16 protein-coding genes are annotated in these 15,757 nt (G+C 50.9%); 3 read left to right on the forward strand and 13 right to left on the reverse strand.

From position 1 onward, the window contains the following. Positions 1–125: 125 nt before the first annotated feature. Positions 126–341: a hypothetical protein gene (locus tag HNR45_RS06205; protein WP_024048456.1), complete on the forward strand. Its 216-nt coding sequence runs from the start codon at positions 126–128 to the stop codon at positions 339–341. A 103-nt stretch (positions 342–444) separates the two neighbouring features. Here the strand turns inward: HNR45_RS06205 and HNR45_RS06210 are convergent, their stop codons facing one another. After that, positions 445–1,395, reverse strand: a complete 951-nt coding sequence (locus HNR45_RS06210) for a LysR family transcriptional regulator (protein WP_159822478.1) — start codon at positions 1,393–1,395, stop codon at positions 445–447. A 515-nt stretch (positions 1,396–1,910) separates the two neighbouring features. Here HNR45_RS06210 and HNR45_RS06215 point away from each other — a divergent pair. Next, positions 1,911–2,132: a FeoA family protein gene (locus HNR45_RS06215; protein WP_075939105.1), complete on the forward strand. Its 222-nt coding sequence runs from the start codon at positions 1,911–1,913 to the stop codon at positions 2,130–2,132. Position 2,133: 1 nt separating this feature from the next. Next, positions 2,134–4,206, forward strand: coding sequence for a ferrous iron transport protein B (feoB, locus tag HNR45_RS06220; RefSeq protein ID WP_159822480.1), 2,073 nt, complete (start codon positions 2,134–2,136; stop codon positions 4,204–4,206). A gap of 44 nt (positions 4,207–4,250) precedes the next feature. Here the strand turns inward: feoB and HNR45_RS06225 are convergent, their stop codons facing one another. The 12 genes from HNR45_RS06225 to HNR45_RS06285 form a co-directional block, all read right to left on the reverse strand. Further along, positions 4,251–5,528, reverse strand: coding sequence for an SLC13 family permease (locus HNR45_RS06225; RefSeq protein WP_159822482.1), 1,278 nt, complete (start codon positions 5,526–5,528; stop codon positions 4,251–4,253). A gap of 82 nt (positions 5,529–5,610) precedes the next feature. After that, the gene (locus HNR45_RS06230) at positions 5,611–6,687 is read right to left on the reverse strand and encodes a sodium ion-translocating decarboxylase subunit beta (RefSeq protein WP_159822900.1); all 1,077 of its coding nucleotides are present in this window, start codon (positions 6,685–6,687) and stop codon (positions 5,611–5,613) included. 815 nt (positions 6,688–7,502) lie between these two features. Continuing rightward, positions 7,503–7,673 (reverse strand): hypothetical protein, encoded by a 171-nt coding sequence (locus HNR45_RS06235; protein ID WP_159822484.1) that lies wholly within the window; start codon positions 7,671–7,673, stop codon positions 7,503–7,505. Between the two features lie 852 nt (positions 7,674–8,525). Then, complete coding sequence (locus tag HNR45_RS06245; protein ID WP_235020593.1) at positions 8,526–8,819, reverse strand: hypothetical protein; 294 nt, start codon at positions 8,817–8,819, stop codon at positions 8,526–8,528. 71 nt (positions 8,820–8,890) lie between these two features. After that, entirely contained in the window at positions 8,891–10,168 is a 1,278-nt protein-coding gene (locus HNR45_RS06250; protein ID WP_159822486.1) for an SLC13 family permease, read from the reverse strand. A 97-nt stretch (positions 10,169–10,265) separates the two neighbouring features. Beyond that, positions 10,266–11,393 carry a sodium ion-translocating decarboxylase subunit beta gene (locus HNR45_RS06255; RefSeq protein ID WP_159822488.1) on the reverse strand — a complete coding sequence of 376 codons (1,128 nt, stop codon included), beginning with the start codon at positions 11,391–11,393 and terminating at the stop codon, positions 10,266–10,268. A 40-nt stretch (positions 11,394–11,433) separates the two neighbouring features. Continuing rightward, positions 11,434–11,826: a biotin/lipoyl-containing protein gene (locus HNR45_RS06260; RefSeq protein WP_159822490.1), complete on the reverse strand. Its 393-nt coding sequence runs from the start codon at positions 11,824–11,826 to the stop codon at positions 11,434–11,436. Positions 11,827–11,872: 46 nt separating this feature from the next. Further along, a complete protein-coding gene (locus tag HNR45_RS06265) occupies positions 11,873–12,220 on the reverse strand; it encodes an OadG family protein (protein WP_034436844.1) in 348 nt (115 codons plus the stop codon). Positions 12,221–12,276: 56 nt separating this feature from the next. Beyond that, complete coding sequence (mmdA, locus tag HNR45_RS06270; protein ID WP_024048711.1) at positions 12,277–13,806, reverse strand: methylmalonyl-CoA decarboxylase subunit alpha; 1,530 nt, start codon at positions 13,804–13,806, stop codon at positions 12,277–12,279. Positions 13,807–13,863: 57 nt separating this feature from the next. Next, positions 13,864–14,280 carry a methylmalonyl-CoA epimerase gene (gene mce / locus HNR45_RS06275; protein ID WP_024048710.1) on the reverse strand — a complete coding sequence of 139 codons (417 nt, stop codon included), beginning with the start codon at positions 14,278–14,280 and terminating at the stop codon, positions 13,864–13,866. 32 nt (positions 14,281–14,312) lie between these two features. Further along, a complete protein-coding gene (gene meaB, locus HNR45_RS06280) occupies positions 14,313–15,251 on the reverse strand; it encodes a methylmalonyl Co-A mutase-associated GTPase MeaB (protein ID WP_024048709.1) in 939 nt (312 codons plus the stop codon). 72 nt (positions 15,252–15,323) lie between these two features. After that, positions 15,324–15,719 (reverse strand): cobalamin B12-binding domain-containing protein, encoded by a 396-nt coding sequence (locus HNR45_RS06285; protein ID WP_024048708.1) that lies wholly within the window; start codon positions 15,717–15,719, stop codon positions 15,324–15,326. Positions 15,720–15,757: the final 38 nt, after the last annotated feature.

Raw genomic sequence — 15,757 nt, forward strand, 5'->3', positions numbered from 1 at the left:
AATTTTTTTATTAATTATTCGTATTTATTTGGTTATCAATAAAACACTTTCATTTTACATCGCTCTCCATTCCTCGTATCCTGTAAATAGAAAATTCCGTTAAGGAAGGGAAAGGAGATGATTTTATGTCGAGATTTTGGCAGCATTACGCGAACCATCGTTTGGCGGCGGCTACCGGTCTGAATACCGAAGTAGCGGAAAGTTCCGTGATGGTAGCACCGCGTTTGGCGCGCAAAGAAGTATTTTCATTGCAAGGCGTGTGGCGCTACCTCGCCAAAAAACGGCTGGCGACCGCGGATGCGCTTTACTACCACAATGCATTCCCGGTCGCGCATTGTTGACATACTCTTTTTTCTCCGCTTAAAACACTCGGGCCTGCCCGCTCGAGTAATCTGCCCATAAAAATAACGGCGTCATGACGCCGTTATTTTTTTATATCAAATCTCAGACCGACTCGCGGACCGAAGTACTAACCGCATTGGCAAGCGCAGAAGCGGCGGTTTCTTCCGCCTTTTTTTCCGCCGCCAAGACGCTTGCGTAGTAATGTAAAAACACTTGTGCGGTGTGCGAAAGCGGTCGATTGCGCGGTCGTACGATCGCTTTTTTCAACATAATACCGCTCAAACGTCGGGAGTCCAGCCCCGGCCAAAATTCTTCCTCCGCCTCCGCCGGAATGAGCGCCGCTATATTTTCTGTGCGCGCCCAAGCCAGCGCTGATGCCTTTGTCGTACAGACGGCCACCAATTGAAAAAGCGTCTGTACGTCGCCGATTTCCTGTCGCAAAATGGCGGCCGCGCTGCCTGACGCGGCAATCGCCATGCCGCGTAAATCGGCAAAGCTCGCCCCCTGCTTCGGCACCTGACGCAATAAATCTTTTGCGCCGACAACGGTCAATGATTCGGCGCTGGTAAATAAAAATTCAAACTGCTCCGGCTGCGCAAACATCGTGTGGCATACGCCGAGATCCGTCTCGCCGGCGAGAAGATCTTCTTGCTGTACACTTGTAATGCCTTCTTTCAGTTCAAAGCGCACATGAGGATACTCCTTGTGAAACCCCGCCAGCACCCGTTGGATAAAGCGCGGAGACCGTCCCGGCGAAATGCTGAAACGTAACGTGCCGCGCACTTCCTGCGTGGCGGTTGCCATTTCATCGTCCGCCAAGTCCTCCAAAGCACAAATCTCTTTTGCACGCTGATAGAAGATTTCCCCGGCTTCCGTCAGGTGCAAGCGGCGGCGGCCGCGCGCGACAACGACCAGTTTTGTTTCGAACCGTTTTTCCAAAAGCTGCAGCTGCTTACTCAACGTCGGTTGCGTAATATGCAGATATTCCGCAGCGTTGGTCATATTGCCCGCGTCCACCATCGCCATAAAATTACGATAATACTCGGTGTCCATGATTTCCTTTCCGCGCTAACTTTTATATTTAGCACTAAAAATATATATTTTTTTGATGGCGATTTTTTTATGTCGGTTTACATTGTATAGTATATATTGTAGCATATAATTGTTTATAGATTATGCATTTTTTAGCACCTTACGATCACGCTGAATTTTCCACACAGTAGTGTTTTACCGCGTACGGGAAAAACCTTTGATCCTTCCTCAAAAAGGATAAGTATGTTATAATGCCATTACATTGAGAATGAAAATCAAAATTCAACCTTTATCCATCATCATTACCAAATGGTTCGCCTACGTATGCGTTGTTCTGATGAAAGGCTTATCGCGGCACCGACTCCTTGCTTTTTATTATGCCGTTTTTTCTGTTGTTTTTTGTATCCGTCGGCCGGATGACCCGGTAGCGACTTCGGCTGCCGGGTATTTTTCTGTCCGTTCCCGCGCGGTACGCGAGGACAGCATTAAATTGATATATTTTTTACTTATATACATATAAATTTTCGGAGGAAAGCATGACACTGGCTGACTTACGCCCGGGCGATATCGCTATCGTCACGGGACTTGCGCAAACGAGCATGAAACGTCGTTTGCAGGATTTGGGGCTGATCGAGGGCACGCGCGTCACCTGCATCGGCATCAGCCCGCTCGGCGACCCCAAAGCATTTGCGGTGCGCGGCACCGTCATCGCGATTCGCGCGACCGACAGCCGCCACATCGCGGTAAGGAGTTGTTGAGATGACTCCCGCCATCGCCCTCGCCGGCAATCCGAATGTCGGCAAAAGCACCGTTTTCAATGCCTTGACCGGATTGCATCAACACACCGGAAATTGGCCCGGTAAAACGGTGGAGACCGCGCACGGCTACTACGAAGATGCCGACGGCCGACTGGAGCTTGTCGATCTGCCCGGCTGCTATTCCCTTTTAGCGCATTCCGAAGAAGAGGAAGTCGCTCGCGATTACATTTGTTTTGAACAACCCGCCTGCGTGATCGCCGTGTGTGACGCGACCGCGTTGGAACGCAATTTAAATCTTGTCTTGCAAATTATGGAGACCACGCCGCAGGTGGTCGTCTGCGTGAATTTACTGGACGAAGCGGCGAAAAAAGAAATTTCTGTCGACTTGGCGCAACTGGCCCGTCGTCTGGGCGTTCCCGTTATCGGTACGGCGGCCCGCTCCAAGAAGGGGCTCGATGATTTGATCGCCACGGTCAAACAGCGTCATGTCGCCTGCCGGCAACCGCAAAAACACGCTTACCCTGAAGCGATGGAAGCGGCAATCGCCAAACTGGAACCAGAACTCGTTCCGTACGTCGGCCACAAAGTGAGCCCGCGCTGGCTCGCCATACGTCTTTTGGAGCGCGCCGCCGGCATGTCACAGGCCATGGAACGATACCTCGGCATCAACTTGTATAAAATTCCCGCCATCGCGCAGGCGCTTACCGCGGCGCAACGGGATTTGGTGCTGGCGGGATATCCCCAAGAGAAACTGCGGGACGCGATCAGCGAAAGTTTCATTCGTCGCGCGGAAGCCGTCAGTCGAGAGGTCGTTACCTTTCACAATCCGCATTACGCGCAACGGGATCGCAAACTCGATCAATACTTCACCGGTCCGTATAGCGGATTCGCCATTATGTTTCTTTTGCTTTTAGGCGTCTTTTGGCTGACGATTACCGGTTCCAACTATCCTTCCGAAATTCTCGCGCGGATTCTTTTCGCCGGTCAGGATTGGTTAGTCGACCGCGCCGTCGCTCTGGGGATATCCGAGGCGATCTACGGTCCGCTTTTATTCGGCGTGTATCGCGTCATGGCCTGGGTCGTTTCGGTCATGTTGCCGCCGATGGCGATCTTTTTCCCGCTGTTCACCCTGCTCGAAGACCTCGGTTATTTGCCGCGTGTCGCGTATAACTTGGACCGTTGCTTTCAATACTGTAAAGCCTGCGGCAAACAGGCTCTCACGATGTGCATGGGCTTCGGTTGCAACGCGGCGGGCGTGACCGGCTGTCGGATCATTGATTCGCCGCGCGAGCAGCTGATTGCCATCATCACGAACAATTTCGTTCCCTGTAACGGCCGTTTTCCGACGATAATCGCGATGATTTCCATGTTTTGGATCGGGACATCGGGCGGACTTTTAGACTCGCTGGGAGCCGCCTTTTTGCTCGCCATGGTCATTGTCATCGGCATCATCGCCACGCTGGTGGCTTCCAAGCTGCTTTCCATGACCGCGCTGAAGGGAATTCCCTCCTCGTTTACGCTCGAACTGCCGCCATTTCGCCGACCGCAGATCGGCACCGTCATCGTGCGCTCGCTCTTGGATCGAACGCTCTTTGTACTGTGGCGCGCCGTCAGCGTCGCCGCGCCCGCCGGACTCGTGATTTGGTGCTTGGCCAATCTGCAATATCAGGGCGTCAGCTTAGTCCGCCACATGGTGAACGCGTTGGAGCCGCTCGGCTACCTCATGGGTCTGGACGGCACGATTTTGACCGCGTTTATTTTAGGCCTGCCGGCGAATGAAATCATTTTCCCCTGCATGATTATGATTTATCTCGCCGAAGGCGCTTTGCTCGACATCGATAATCTCTCCACCTTGAAAACGCTTTTGCTTGACCACGGTTGGACCTGGCTCACCGCCCTGTGCGTGATTTTATTTTCACTGATGCATTGGCCCTGCGGCACGACCCTGCTCACGATTCAAAATGAAACGAAAAGCTGGCGTTGGACAATGCTTGCCGCATTGCTTCCTACCGCCATGGGCATCCTCACCTGCATGGCCGTCACCGCTATCGTTCGAAGCGTAGGCGGCACATAAAAAAAGACCTCTGCAGAGGTCTTTTTTTTATGTCATTCAGCAGCTCACGGGAAGAACGGCCAAACGATCGGAATCACAATCATCGAAACAACGAAGCCGACAATACAGAGCGGAATACCGACTTTCAGGTAATCGTTGAAGCTGTATTGGCCCGGTCCGAGAACCAAGGTGTTCGGCGGTGTCGCAACCGGCGTCGCAAAGGCGGCGGAAGCAGCGATCGCGATCGCGACCAAGACGGCTTTCGGATCCGCATGCAAGGATTGCGCCATCGAAATGCCGAGCGGTGCCAAGAGCGCCGCCGTCGCCGTGTTGTTCATAAACTGCGTCATAATGTTGCTCAAGAGGTACATAACCGCCGCGATAACGAGCGGGTTCGGGCTGTCGCCGAGCCAGCCGACAACAGTATCGGCAATCAATTTGCCGGCACCCGATTTATCCAAAGCAGTCGCGATCGGCATCATGCCGGCGAAGAGGAAAATCGTTACCCAGTCAATCGAGGCATACGCCTGTTTTTCTGTCATACATCCGGTCAAGACGGCCACCAGCGCGCCGATTACGGCCGCGGTCGTCAGCGAAACGCCGAGCTGTTTGGAGAAGACCATCGTCAGTACAACACCGATCAAAATCAAGAGCGAAATCATCTGCTTCGATTTGCTGTGGTTGACGGTCGACGGATCGACTTCCTGTTCCACTTCGACTTCCGCATCCAGTTCATGCGAAGGCAGCAAACGTTTGCCGACCGTCAGCGTGAACGCGATGGTGGCGAGCGAAAGCGGAATACCCATCCAGGCAAATTCGAAGAAGCCGAATGTCGGCAAGCCCGCGTTGGCCAATGCGCCGGTAACGATAATATTCGGCGGCGTACCGACCATGGTGAGCGTACCGCCGACGTTCGCGGCGATCGCCATCGGCATCAGGAAGCGCGAGCCTTTCAATTTCGCCGCCGCGCAGATGCCGGTAACTACCGGAATCAAAGATGCGGCCGTACCGGTGTTGGACAATACCGCACTCATGATAATCGTAACGAGCATAACGCCGCCCATCAGGCGCGTTTCACCCGTGCCCGCCATGCGGACAACGCTTTCACCGATTTTTTGCGCCATACCGGTATGGAACAACGCCGCACCGATAACGAACATGCCGGCGAACAAAACAACCGTCGAGTTCGAAAGACCCGAGAAAATTTGTTTTTCAGAAATAACGCCTAACAAACCCAGCGCAATCGATCCGCCCATGGAAGTAATCGCAAGCGGAATCAGTTCGGTAATGAACAGCACCGCGACGACGCCCAGGACGCAAAGAGTAATAATAGCAGGACTCAAATCAATACCTTCTTCCTATAACAACTGTAACATTTGAAAAATAGGTAAGTGGTTCGGGCAAGAAAGTAAGTGGGAAAAAAGTTTATTGCATGGCTTGCAACATGGCAAGCATCGTGCCGGCCGCAACCGCCGTGCCGATAACACCGGCTACGTTCGGTCCCATCGCGTGCATCAGAAGGAAGTTCGACGGATTCGCCTTCGAACCGACCACCTGCGATACGCGCGCCGCCATCGGTACAGCCGATACGCCCGCCGAGCCGATCAGCGGATTGGTCTTGCCGCCATCCAACATCGTCATTAACTGGCCGAAAAGTACACCGGCCGCCGTGCCGCCGATAAAGGCCACCAAGCCGAGACCGATAATTTCCAGCGTTTGCACGTTCAGGAAACTTTCGGCCGACATCGTGATACCGGTACCGAGCGCGAGGAAAATCGTAACCGTATTCATCAACGCGTTCTGCGCCGTATCCGACAAACGATGCGTAACGCCCGACTCGTTGATCAGGTTACCGAACATCAGCATGCCGAGCAGTGCCGTGATCGAGGGCAAAATCAACGAAATCAGAATCGTCGCGGCGATCGGAAATACTACCTTTTCAAAATGCGTCACATGACGCAGCTGGCCCATGACAATTTTCCGCTGTTTTTTCGTGGTGAACAATTTCATAATCGGCGGCTGGATCAAAGGAACCAACGACATGTACGAATACGCCGCTACCGCGATCGCGCCCAAGAGTTCCGGTGCGAGTTTGGAAGCGAGGTAAATCGATGTCGGGCCGTCCGCTCCGCCGATAATACCGATGGCCGCCGCCTGCGGTGCCGTAAAGCCCAGGAACATGGCGCCCCCGAGCGCGACAAACACGCCGATCTGTGCGGCCGCTCCTAAAAGAAGCGTTTTGGGATTCGCGAGCAGCGGACCGAAGTCCGTCATCGCGCCAACCCCCATAAAAATAAGTGGCGGAAAAATTTCATAATGAATGCCCGCGCTGATAAGTGCAAAAACCCCTTCTTCAAAACCGTTTTTCGGTAAGTTCGCCAAAATACAGCCGAAGGCGATCGGTCCTAAGAGTAAAGGTTCATACTCTTTGACAAATGCCATGTACAGCAATAAGATGCCGACAAAAATCATCAGGCCATGACCCAGGGAAAAAGCAATCATGCCGCTGTCATGCCATACTGATGTAATCGCTACCACAAAATCTGTTGCAAAGCTTCCCAACTGACCTCTCTCCTTTCTTCTAAAGGGGGCGGAAATTTCCGCCCGTTGCCAATGTCCGATCGCTGTTTGGTCCGAAGGACAAATCCTTTGCCATGGCTGAAAACGTGTGCCGCATGACGAGGTAGCTGCTCGTCGCACAATTGACACTTCGTCATCGAAGTCAGGAGATACTTGGTCAATTTCGTTTCTTACAGTTTCATGCTCAGGATGCTCTGCAAGCTTTTTCGCAGAAAACTTGCTCGCAAGCGATCATGGGTGCGCTCTTCCTACGCACGCCGGATAAGTACGAGAGACCAACTTAAAAGTGGACAGAAGGTCATACCCTACTTACGTTCTCAGTATTACACACTTTTTAAGCGTTCGTCAATATTTGTGCAATTCATAAATCTCTTTAAATCATTCTTTAAATTCGCTATATAGCCTTTATTTACAGTGATTTATAGGTTGCTTGGCGGTGTGATATTCTAAATTTTTTCTGCTACTATTACTAAGGAGTATTATCAATATGCTAAATCGTAATTATATTCATGTATATAATTATATATATACATATTTATATATACCATTTTGCATATATCCGTATTATCATTTCTAATGTTTTCTTTCTTTCATGATCCATAAACAGATCATGAAAAAATAATCTGTTTATGCCACCCTAAAATAATGGGCTAAAACAGGCTGCGGTTTGTGTGTACATCGGCTTGGAACATGTATTTTGCCACTCGTCATTGGTATTTTTTAGCGTATCTATAGTATTAGCGCCCATAAAACGGCAGAACCGTTCTTGTCGTACGAGTAGACGACATTACGCTCACCCCGACGGCAGTACACCGCGCGACATTTGTCATTCCTTTAACTACCTGCTGCCGCGGTAAGTCCCGCGACAGCAAGTACGTCGGTTCCATCGCCAAGATCGTCAAACGCATCAGCCACTCTTTACGACTACATTTGACCCTTCCGGATATGTCCATTTTTCATTTTTTTCGCGCATTAGGAGATCCGCTTTCGGGGAAATGCGACATACAGGATATACCGGCGGCGTTTCACGGGCCGATTCAAACAGGTATCCGTGACGGTGGTCGTGCATCGAGCAGTTCGACCGACGGGGAATACTTCGCGCATGCGATGCGGCCTGCATTTTTCGATCAGTACGTCTTTTATACGATACATACTTCGTCGCGTCATCCTCCTATTTATCTCATTGCATTTCATCCGCGGACGGCAACTGCTTTTGCCTACATCCGCGATTTTGGATGCTTCTCGCTTGCTTGCGCTCTTTACTTCATTCTCTGTATCCTGCTCACCGGGGTTGCTGCGATATTTTTCTAACGATCGCGGTATGTTTCCGGGAGGCATTCTGACCGCGTTACTATGACGCTGCCATGTATTAAAACAATACCGTTCCTACGGCGACTGCTGCCCGATCATTTTATTCGCTTTTATTTTGCTAAAAACACCTCAAATCATGAAAAAATATGAAATCAGGTCATCTTTTTATGAGCAGATCTATAAATTTCTAAAATGCCCAAAAATATTGATTTTTGACAAAACATAGTTGTCCGATGGTATTCGCTCGCGTGAAAATACAAAACGCCAAATTTACCTATTTTTTTCGCGTTTGAGTCCACTTGCATTTGGCGATCACATCCTCTTTTACCAAAATCTATATTTTACTCTTATATTTCTTTATTTAGCATTTTTCTGACTTTTATCGGTATATGCTTTTCTGTGACTGTTTTAAGGCACTAAAAAAGACCGGAAGTTTCCGGTCTTTTTTGCTAGTTCAATAACGGTGTCGTAAAAATAAACACCGATGCCAGTCCGATGACAATACACATCGCTAAAAACACACCGATTCCTTCCAATGTACGCGGATAACCGAAGTGAAATTTTTCCCCCAGCGGACCGCGACGCAAAAAGAAAGAAAAACGGGTGCGCTTTTTGAACCAGCGCGCCTTACGCTCTTCCCCGATCCATTCGGCTGCGATGCCAACCACGACCATCGCCGCCAGCATGCATAAAAACAAACGATAGAGGAATTGCGTCGGGCTCATTTGTTCCAAAATTTCCATACGAACCTCAATCAAAAGGTAAAGAAAAGGCCTCGCAAGCGAGGCCTTTTCATACATACGCTACATTCCTGTTATTTGCCCGGGAAGAACGGCCAAACAATCGGAATTACGATCATCATAACGACGAAGCCTACGATACAAAGCGGAATACCGATCTTGAGGTAATCGTTGAAGCTGTATTGGCCAGGGCCAAGTACCAGCGTGTTCGGAGGCGTTGCAACCGGCGTCGCAAATGCGGCGGAGGCTGCGATCGCAATGCTCACGAGAACGGCCTTCGGGTCCGCATGTAAGGATTGCGCCATCGAAATGCCCAACGGTGCCAACAGAGCCGCCGTTGCCGTGTTGTTCATGAACTGCGTCAGGATGTTGCTCAAAAGGTACATCGCCGCGCAGACGATCAACGGGTTCGGGCTTGCACCCAACGAGCCAACAACCGTATCCGCAATCAATTTGCCGGCGCCCGATTTATCCAATGCGGTCGCGATCGGCATCATGCCTGCGAACAAGAAAATCGTTACCCAGTCAATCGAAGCATACGCTTGTTTTTCTGTCATACAACCAGTCAGTACGCAGATGAGAGCGCCGATAACGGCCGCGGTCGTCAGCGATACGTGCAAGGTTTTCGAGAAGATCATGACGATAACTACGCCGATTAAAATCAAGAGCGAAATTATCTGTTTCGTCTTATTGCCCGATACTTCGGAAACTTCCTGTTCTACTTCCGCGGAAGTGTCGATATCATGGTTCGGCAGTAAGCGTTTGCCGATCGTCAAAGTGAACAGGACAGTCGCAATACAAAGCGGAATACCGGCAAATGCGAATTCGAAGAAGCCGAAAGTCGGCAAATGCGCGTTAGACAGTGCACCGGTAACGATAATGTTCGGCGGCGTACCGACCATGGTCAGCGTACCACCGGCGTTAGCGGCGATCGCCATCGGCATCATGAAACGCGAACCTTTCAGATGAGCTGCCGCGCAGATACCGGTAACAACCGGGATCAGGGATGCGGCGGTACCGGTGTTGGACAGTACCGAGCTCATGATAATCGTAATGGCCATAACGCCAAACATCAAGCCGGTTTCACTTTTACCGGCCATACGTACAACTTTTTCACCGATAAGTTGCGCCATGCCGGTGTGGAACAAAGCCGCGCCGATAACGAACATGCCGGCGAACAAAACAACTGTTGAGTTAGACAGACCGGAGAAAATCATTTTTTCCGGGATAACACCCAACAAACCCAGCGCAATCGCGCCACCCATCGAAGTAATCGCCAAAGGGATAATTTCAGTAATAAAACAGATGGCGACCACTGCAAGTACCGATAATGTGATCATTGCAGGACTCATAAGAGTACACCTTCTTTTTTGTAATAACTAGCAAATAGTCATTGGGCAAAGGTATAAAAGAAGGGCTCGAGGTAAGGGAATAAGTTGCGGATGCTAATTAATGAGCACCTGTTGCGCTCAACATGGCAAGCATGGTGCCGGCCGCTACCGCCGTACCGATTACGCCTGCAACGTTCGGACCCATGGCGTGCATCAGAAGGAAGTTAGCCGGGTTCGCTTTCGAACCGACTACCTGCGATACACGAGCTGCCATCGGAACGGCGGAAACGCCTGCCGAACCGATCAACGGGTTCGTCTTGCCGTCGACCATCAACATGATCTTACCGAAGATGACGCCGCCTGCTGTACCGGCGATGAAAGCAACGAGACCCAAACCGATGATTTCCAAGGTTTGAACGTTCAGGAAGCTTTCTGCCGACATGGTACAACCGGTACCCAATGCCAGGAAGATCGTGACGGTGTTCATCAACGCGTTCTGCGCCGTATCGGACAGACGGTGCGTAACACCGGATTCATTGATCAGGTTACCGAACATCAGCATACCTAAAAGTGCGGTAATAGACGGAAGTAATAAGCTGATGAAGATCGTGGATGCGATCGGGAACACCACTTTTTCAAAGTGCGATACGTGACGCAACTGTTCCATGACAATTTGACGATCTTTTTTGGTCGTGAACAATTTCATGATCGGAGGCTGGATCAACGGAACCAGGGACATGTACGAATACGCCGCTACCGCGATCGCGCCCAAGAGTTCCGGAGCCAATTTCGAAGCCAGGTAAATCGAAGTCGGGCCGTCGGCGCCGCCGATAATACCGATCGCAGCTGCCTGCGGAGCGGTAAAGCCCAAGAACATCGCGCCACCCAAGGCAACGAATACGCCGATTTGTGCCGCCGCGCCGAGCAAGAGAGTTTTCGGGTTCGCAATCAGCGGACCGAAGTCCGTCATCGCGCCGACACCCATAAAGATCAACGGCGGGAAAATTTCAAACTGAATGCCCGCATGAATGAGGGCAAAAACGCCTTCTTCAAAACCGTTTTTCGGCAAGTTGGCAAGGATACAACCGAATGCGATCGGTCCGAGCAACAACGGCTCAAATTCCTTGACAAATGCCAGGTAGAGCAACAGTATGCCGACAAAGATCATGATCGCATTACCAATACTGAATACGATAATGCCGCTGTCATGCCATACCGAAGTCACAGCTACTATGAAATCACTCATACTGTATCTCCTCTTCTATGTTTTCTGGTAAGTTGAGGTTTTAGCCCAACGCGATCAAATCGTCGCCCGCTTGTACGGTAGCATTGGCTGCGACCAAGATACTTTTTACCGTACCGTCACTCGGAGCATAGATTTCGTTGGCCATTTTCATCGCTTCCAGGACACAGAGGAGATCGCCGGCTTTAACAGCCTGACCTTCTTTTACGTCGACGGAAAGGATTTTGCCCGGCATCGGAGCTTTTACCGTTTCCGCGCCGGCCGGAGCCGCTTTCGCTGCCGGAGCCGGAGCTGCTGCCGGAGCCGGAGCTGCTACCGGAGCCGCTTTCGGAGCCGGAGCCGCTTTCGGAGCCGCTTTCGGGGCTGCGCCTGCGCCGAGTTCGTTCACTTCTACATCGTATTCTTGACCGTTAACGGTTACAGAAAATTTTCTCATTGTACATCCTCCTACTAAAAAGTAATTCTCCAAAACAAGGTATTGCTTAGTAATTGTCTACTCCAGACAGACGCGCCGCTGCTGTCCAACCGGTATTTTTGGCCGGTCGAATGGACGCAATTTGCGAGCTCGAGTAGCCCATTGCTGCTACTGCTGCGGTAATCACCGCAACCACTTCATCATTATCGGACGCAGTCGACGTTGCTGCCGGAGCTGCAGCTGCTGCCGCGGCGGCAGGTGCCGCTTTCGCTACCGGTTTAGGAGACGACTTTTTTTTTCCGGTCGGATCCACAAGTCGAATGATCGTCATGAGCACCCACAGCATAATCAACACAAAGAATACAATAAACATGTTGATCAGCATAAATACCCAAGGATTCAATTCACTTCCCATTCACACCCATCCTTTCTCTTTAGATTTTTCCTATACTACGTTATGCCGCTAAGAGATTATAACGGAATATTGGCGTGTTTTTTCGCAGGACGGGCTTCGCGTTTGCTGGCGAGCATGGCCAACGCGTTGATAACGTACGGACGCGTTTGTTTCGGTTCGATAACTGCGTCAACAAAGCCGCGTTCGGCTGCTTTGTACGGAGTCGCGAACTCTTCCACATATTCTGCCGTCTTCTGTTCTTTATCCGGATCTTTCCGGAAGATGATGTTGGCAGCGCCTGCCGGTCCCATAACCGCAATTTCCGAAGTCGGCCAAGCGAATACCTGGTCCGCGCCCAAGTCCTGGGAGCACATCGCGAGGTACGATCCGCCGTAAGCTTTACGGGTAATTACCGTTACTTTCGGCACGGTCGCTTCCGAGTACGCAAACAGCATTTTCGCACCGTGGCGAATGATGCCGCCGTATTCCTGCTGTACGCCCGGCAAGAAGCCCGGTACGTCAACCAAGTTTACGAGCGGAATGTTGAAAGCGTCGCAGAAACGGATGAAACGGCTGGATTTGTCGGATGCATTGATGTCCAAGCAGCCGGCCATAAATTTCGGCTGGTTGGCAATGATGCCGACGGTTTGTCCGTCAAAGCGGGCAAAGCAGGTAATGATATTTTTCGCGTAGTGAGCGAGTACATCATAGTATTCACCGTTGTCGACAATGCTCTTGATAACATCGTACATATCATACGCTGCGTTGGAGTTGTCCGGCAACAAGGCGTTGAGGCTTTCGTCCATACGCATCGGGTCATCACCCGTGTCAACAATCGGAGCTTCTTCCATGTTATTGCTCGGCAGGAAGCCCAAGAGATAGCGGATCTGGTTCAAGCAGTCTTCGTCGTCTTTCGCGATGAAGTGCGATACGCCCGAAATGCTGTTGTGGGTCATAGCGCCGCCCAGTTTTTCCGCCGTTACGTCTTCACCGGTGACCGATTTAACAACGGCCGGACCCGTGATGAACATTTGGCTGGTGCCTTCGACCATGTAGATGAAGTCCGTCAATGCAGGCGAGTAAACCGCGCCGCCGGCCGACGGTCCCATGATGGCCGAAATCTGCGGAACGACACCGGATGCAATCGTATTTTCAAAGAAAATACGGCCGTAACCGGACAATGCGTCAACCGCTTCCTGAATACGAGCGCCGCCCGAATCGTTCAGGCCGACACACGGTGCGCCCATTTTGAGCGAAAGCTGCAGGACACGGACGATTTTGCTGGCGTGCATTTCGCCGAGCGAGCCGCCTTCTACCGTGAAGTCTTGCGCAAATGCGTAAACGAGTTTGCCGTCAACGGTACCATAACCGGTAACAACACCTTCGCCCGGAAGATCTTTTTTATCTTGGCCGAAGTTTACGCAACGATGTTTTACCAAAGCGCCGATTTCAACGAAGGAGCCTTCGTCAAAAAGGATTTCCAAACGTTCACGCGCAGTCATCTTTCCTTTTGCGTGCTGTTTGTCGATACGGCTTTGGCCACCGCCCATGCGGACGTGTTCCAAATTTTTATGAAGCAATTCAACTTTTTGTTGGTTTACCGACATTCTTACACCTCCGAATAATGGTAGGGAAGGCCGCCTCATCGAGGCGGCATACTCCTATTATTGACGCTCCGTAAGTTCGATCAAAAGACCGTTCGTAGCTTTCGGATGTAAGAACGCGATGCGGCAGCCGCCGGCACCGTAGCGAGGTTTTTCATCCAACAGACGAACACCGCGAGCTTTCAAGTCTTCGAGAGCTGCGTCGATGCTGTCAACACGCAAAGCAACGTGTTGGAAGCCGTTACGATGTTTTTCAATGTAACGGGCGATCGGGCCATCCGGGCTGGTGGATTCCAAGAATTCGAGTTCCGCATCCCCCAGTTTGAAGAAGCTTACGTTAACTTTCTGTTCTTCCACCGTTTCGTCTGCTGCGGTCGGATGAACGTTCAACGTTTCCTGGAAAACTTGTTTCGTTTTCTGCAGGTCATCCACTGCAATACCGATATGGTCGATGTTCATAACTTTCCAATTCGCCATGCTTACTCCTCCTTTTGCAATAAAAAATAAAATTATTTAATAGCTTTTGCTACGATGGACTCAACGACTGTGTAAGGATCCACTTTCCTTGCATAGACTTGTTCCACGTAGTTATCAAATTCACCCGAGGACGTAACTTTTTCCATTACGTGACGGGAGATTTGCTCTTTGACCATCGCGATAATCTCGTTGACTGTCCGTTCGTGTCTGCGTTCCTGCAGAAGACCGGACTCTTCCAAGAATTCACGATGTTCGTCCATTGCCTCAATGACGTCTTCCACGCCTTCGTCACGACTGGCAATGGTGCGTTTGATCGGCGGACGCCAATCCACCTCTTCCGAGTTCAAATCGAGCATCATTTCGATTTCAACGTTCAAACGGTCCGCGCCGTCGCGATCACATTTGTTGATCGCAAATACGTCGCCGATTTCCAGAATGCCCGCCTTAATCGCCTGAATATCATCGCCCAAACCGGGTACCAGTACAACCAATGTGGTGTCCGCATTCTTGACGATATCGACTTCGGATTGGCCGACGCCAACCGTTTCAATCAAGACGACATCCATGCCGAATGCATCCATCAGCTTGACTGTATCCGCGGTTTTCTTGGAGAGTCCCCCCAAGCTACCGCGCGTACCCATACTCCGAATAAATACGCCTTCATCCAATGTCAAATCATTCATGCGAATTCGGTCACCCAAGATCGCACCGCCGCTAAACGGGCTCGTCGGGTCGACTGCGACAATGCCGACAGTCTTACCTTGTTTACGGAAATATTTTACCAGCTTGTCGGTCAGGGTCGATTTGCCTGCGCCCGGCGCACCGGTAATACCGATAATCCGCGCATTACCTGTATGACTATAGATTTCTCGAAGTATATCGACATATCCGTCTGCTTCGTTCTCGACTGCAGAGATAGACCTCGCCAAGGCCAGCCTGGATCCATTCCAGAATTCCTTCATTAAATCCATGGTTTTGCCCCCCTTGGTCAATTACGGACCTGTGCTCCCGCCGTAGCGGGAGCCGGTACCGTCTATCAGTTCTTAATGAACGTTTTCTTTGATGAATTCGATGATCTTCGTGGTCGGAGTGCCCGGTGTGAAGACAGCTTTTACGCCGGCTTCTTTCAGTGCCGGGATATCGCCTTCCGGAATAACGCCGCCGCCGATAACGAGCACGTCATTCAATCCCTTTTCTTTCAAGAGTTCGATAACGCGCGGGAACAGCGTGCCGTGCGCGCCGGAGAGCAAGCTCAACGCAACTACGTCAACGTCTTCAGAAAGAGCCGCTTCCGCGATCTGTTCCGGAGTCTGACGAAGACCGGTATAAATAACTTCAAAGCCCGCATCGCGCAACGCACGAGCGACTACTTTAGCACCGCGGTCGTGACCATCCAGACCCGGTTTTGCAACAATTACACGAATTAATTTTTCTGCCATGATTGGTTACCTCCCGTATCCTTTCAGCAATAGCGTAT

The organism is Negativicoccus succinicivorans (assembly GCF_014207605.1).
GTDB classification, from domain to species: Bacteria; Bacillota; Negativicutes; order Veillonellales; family Negativicoccaceae; genus Negativicoccus; species Negativicoccus succinicivorans.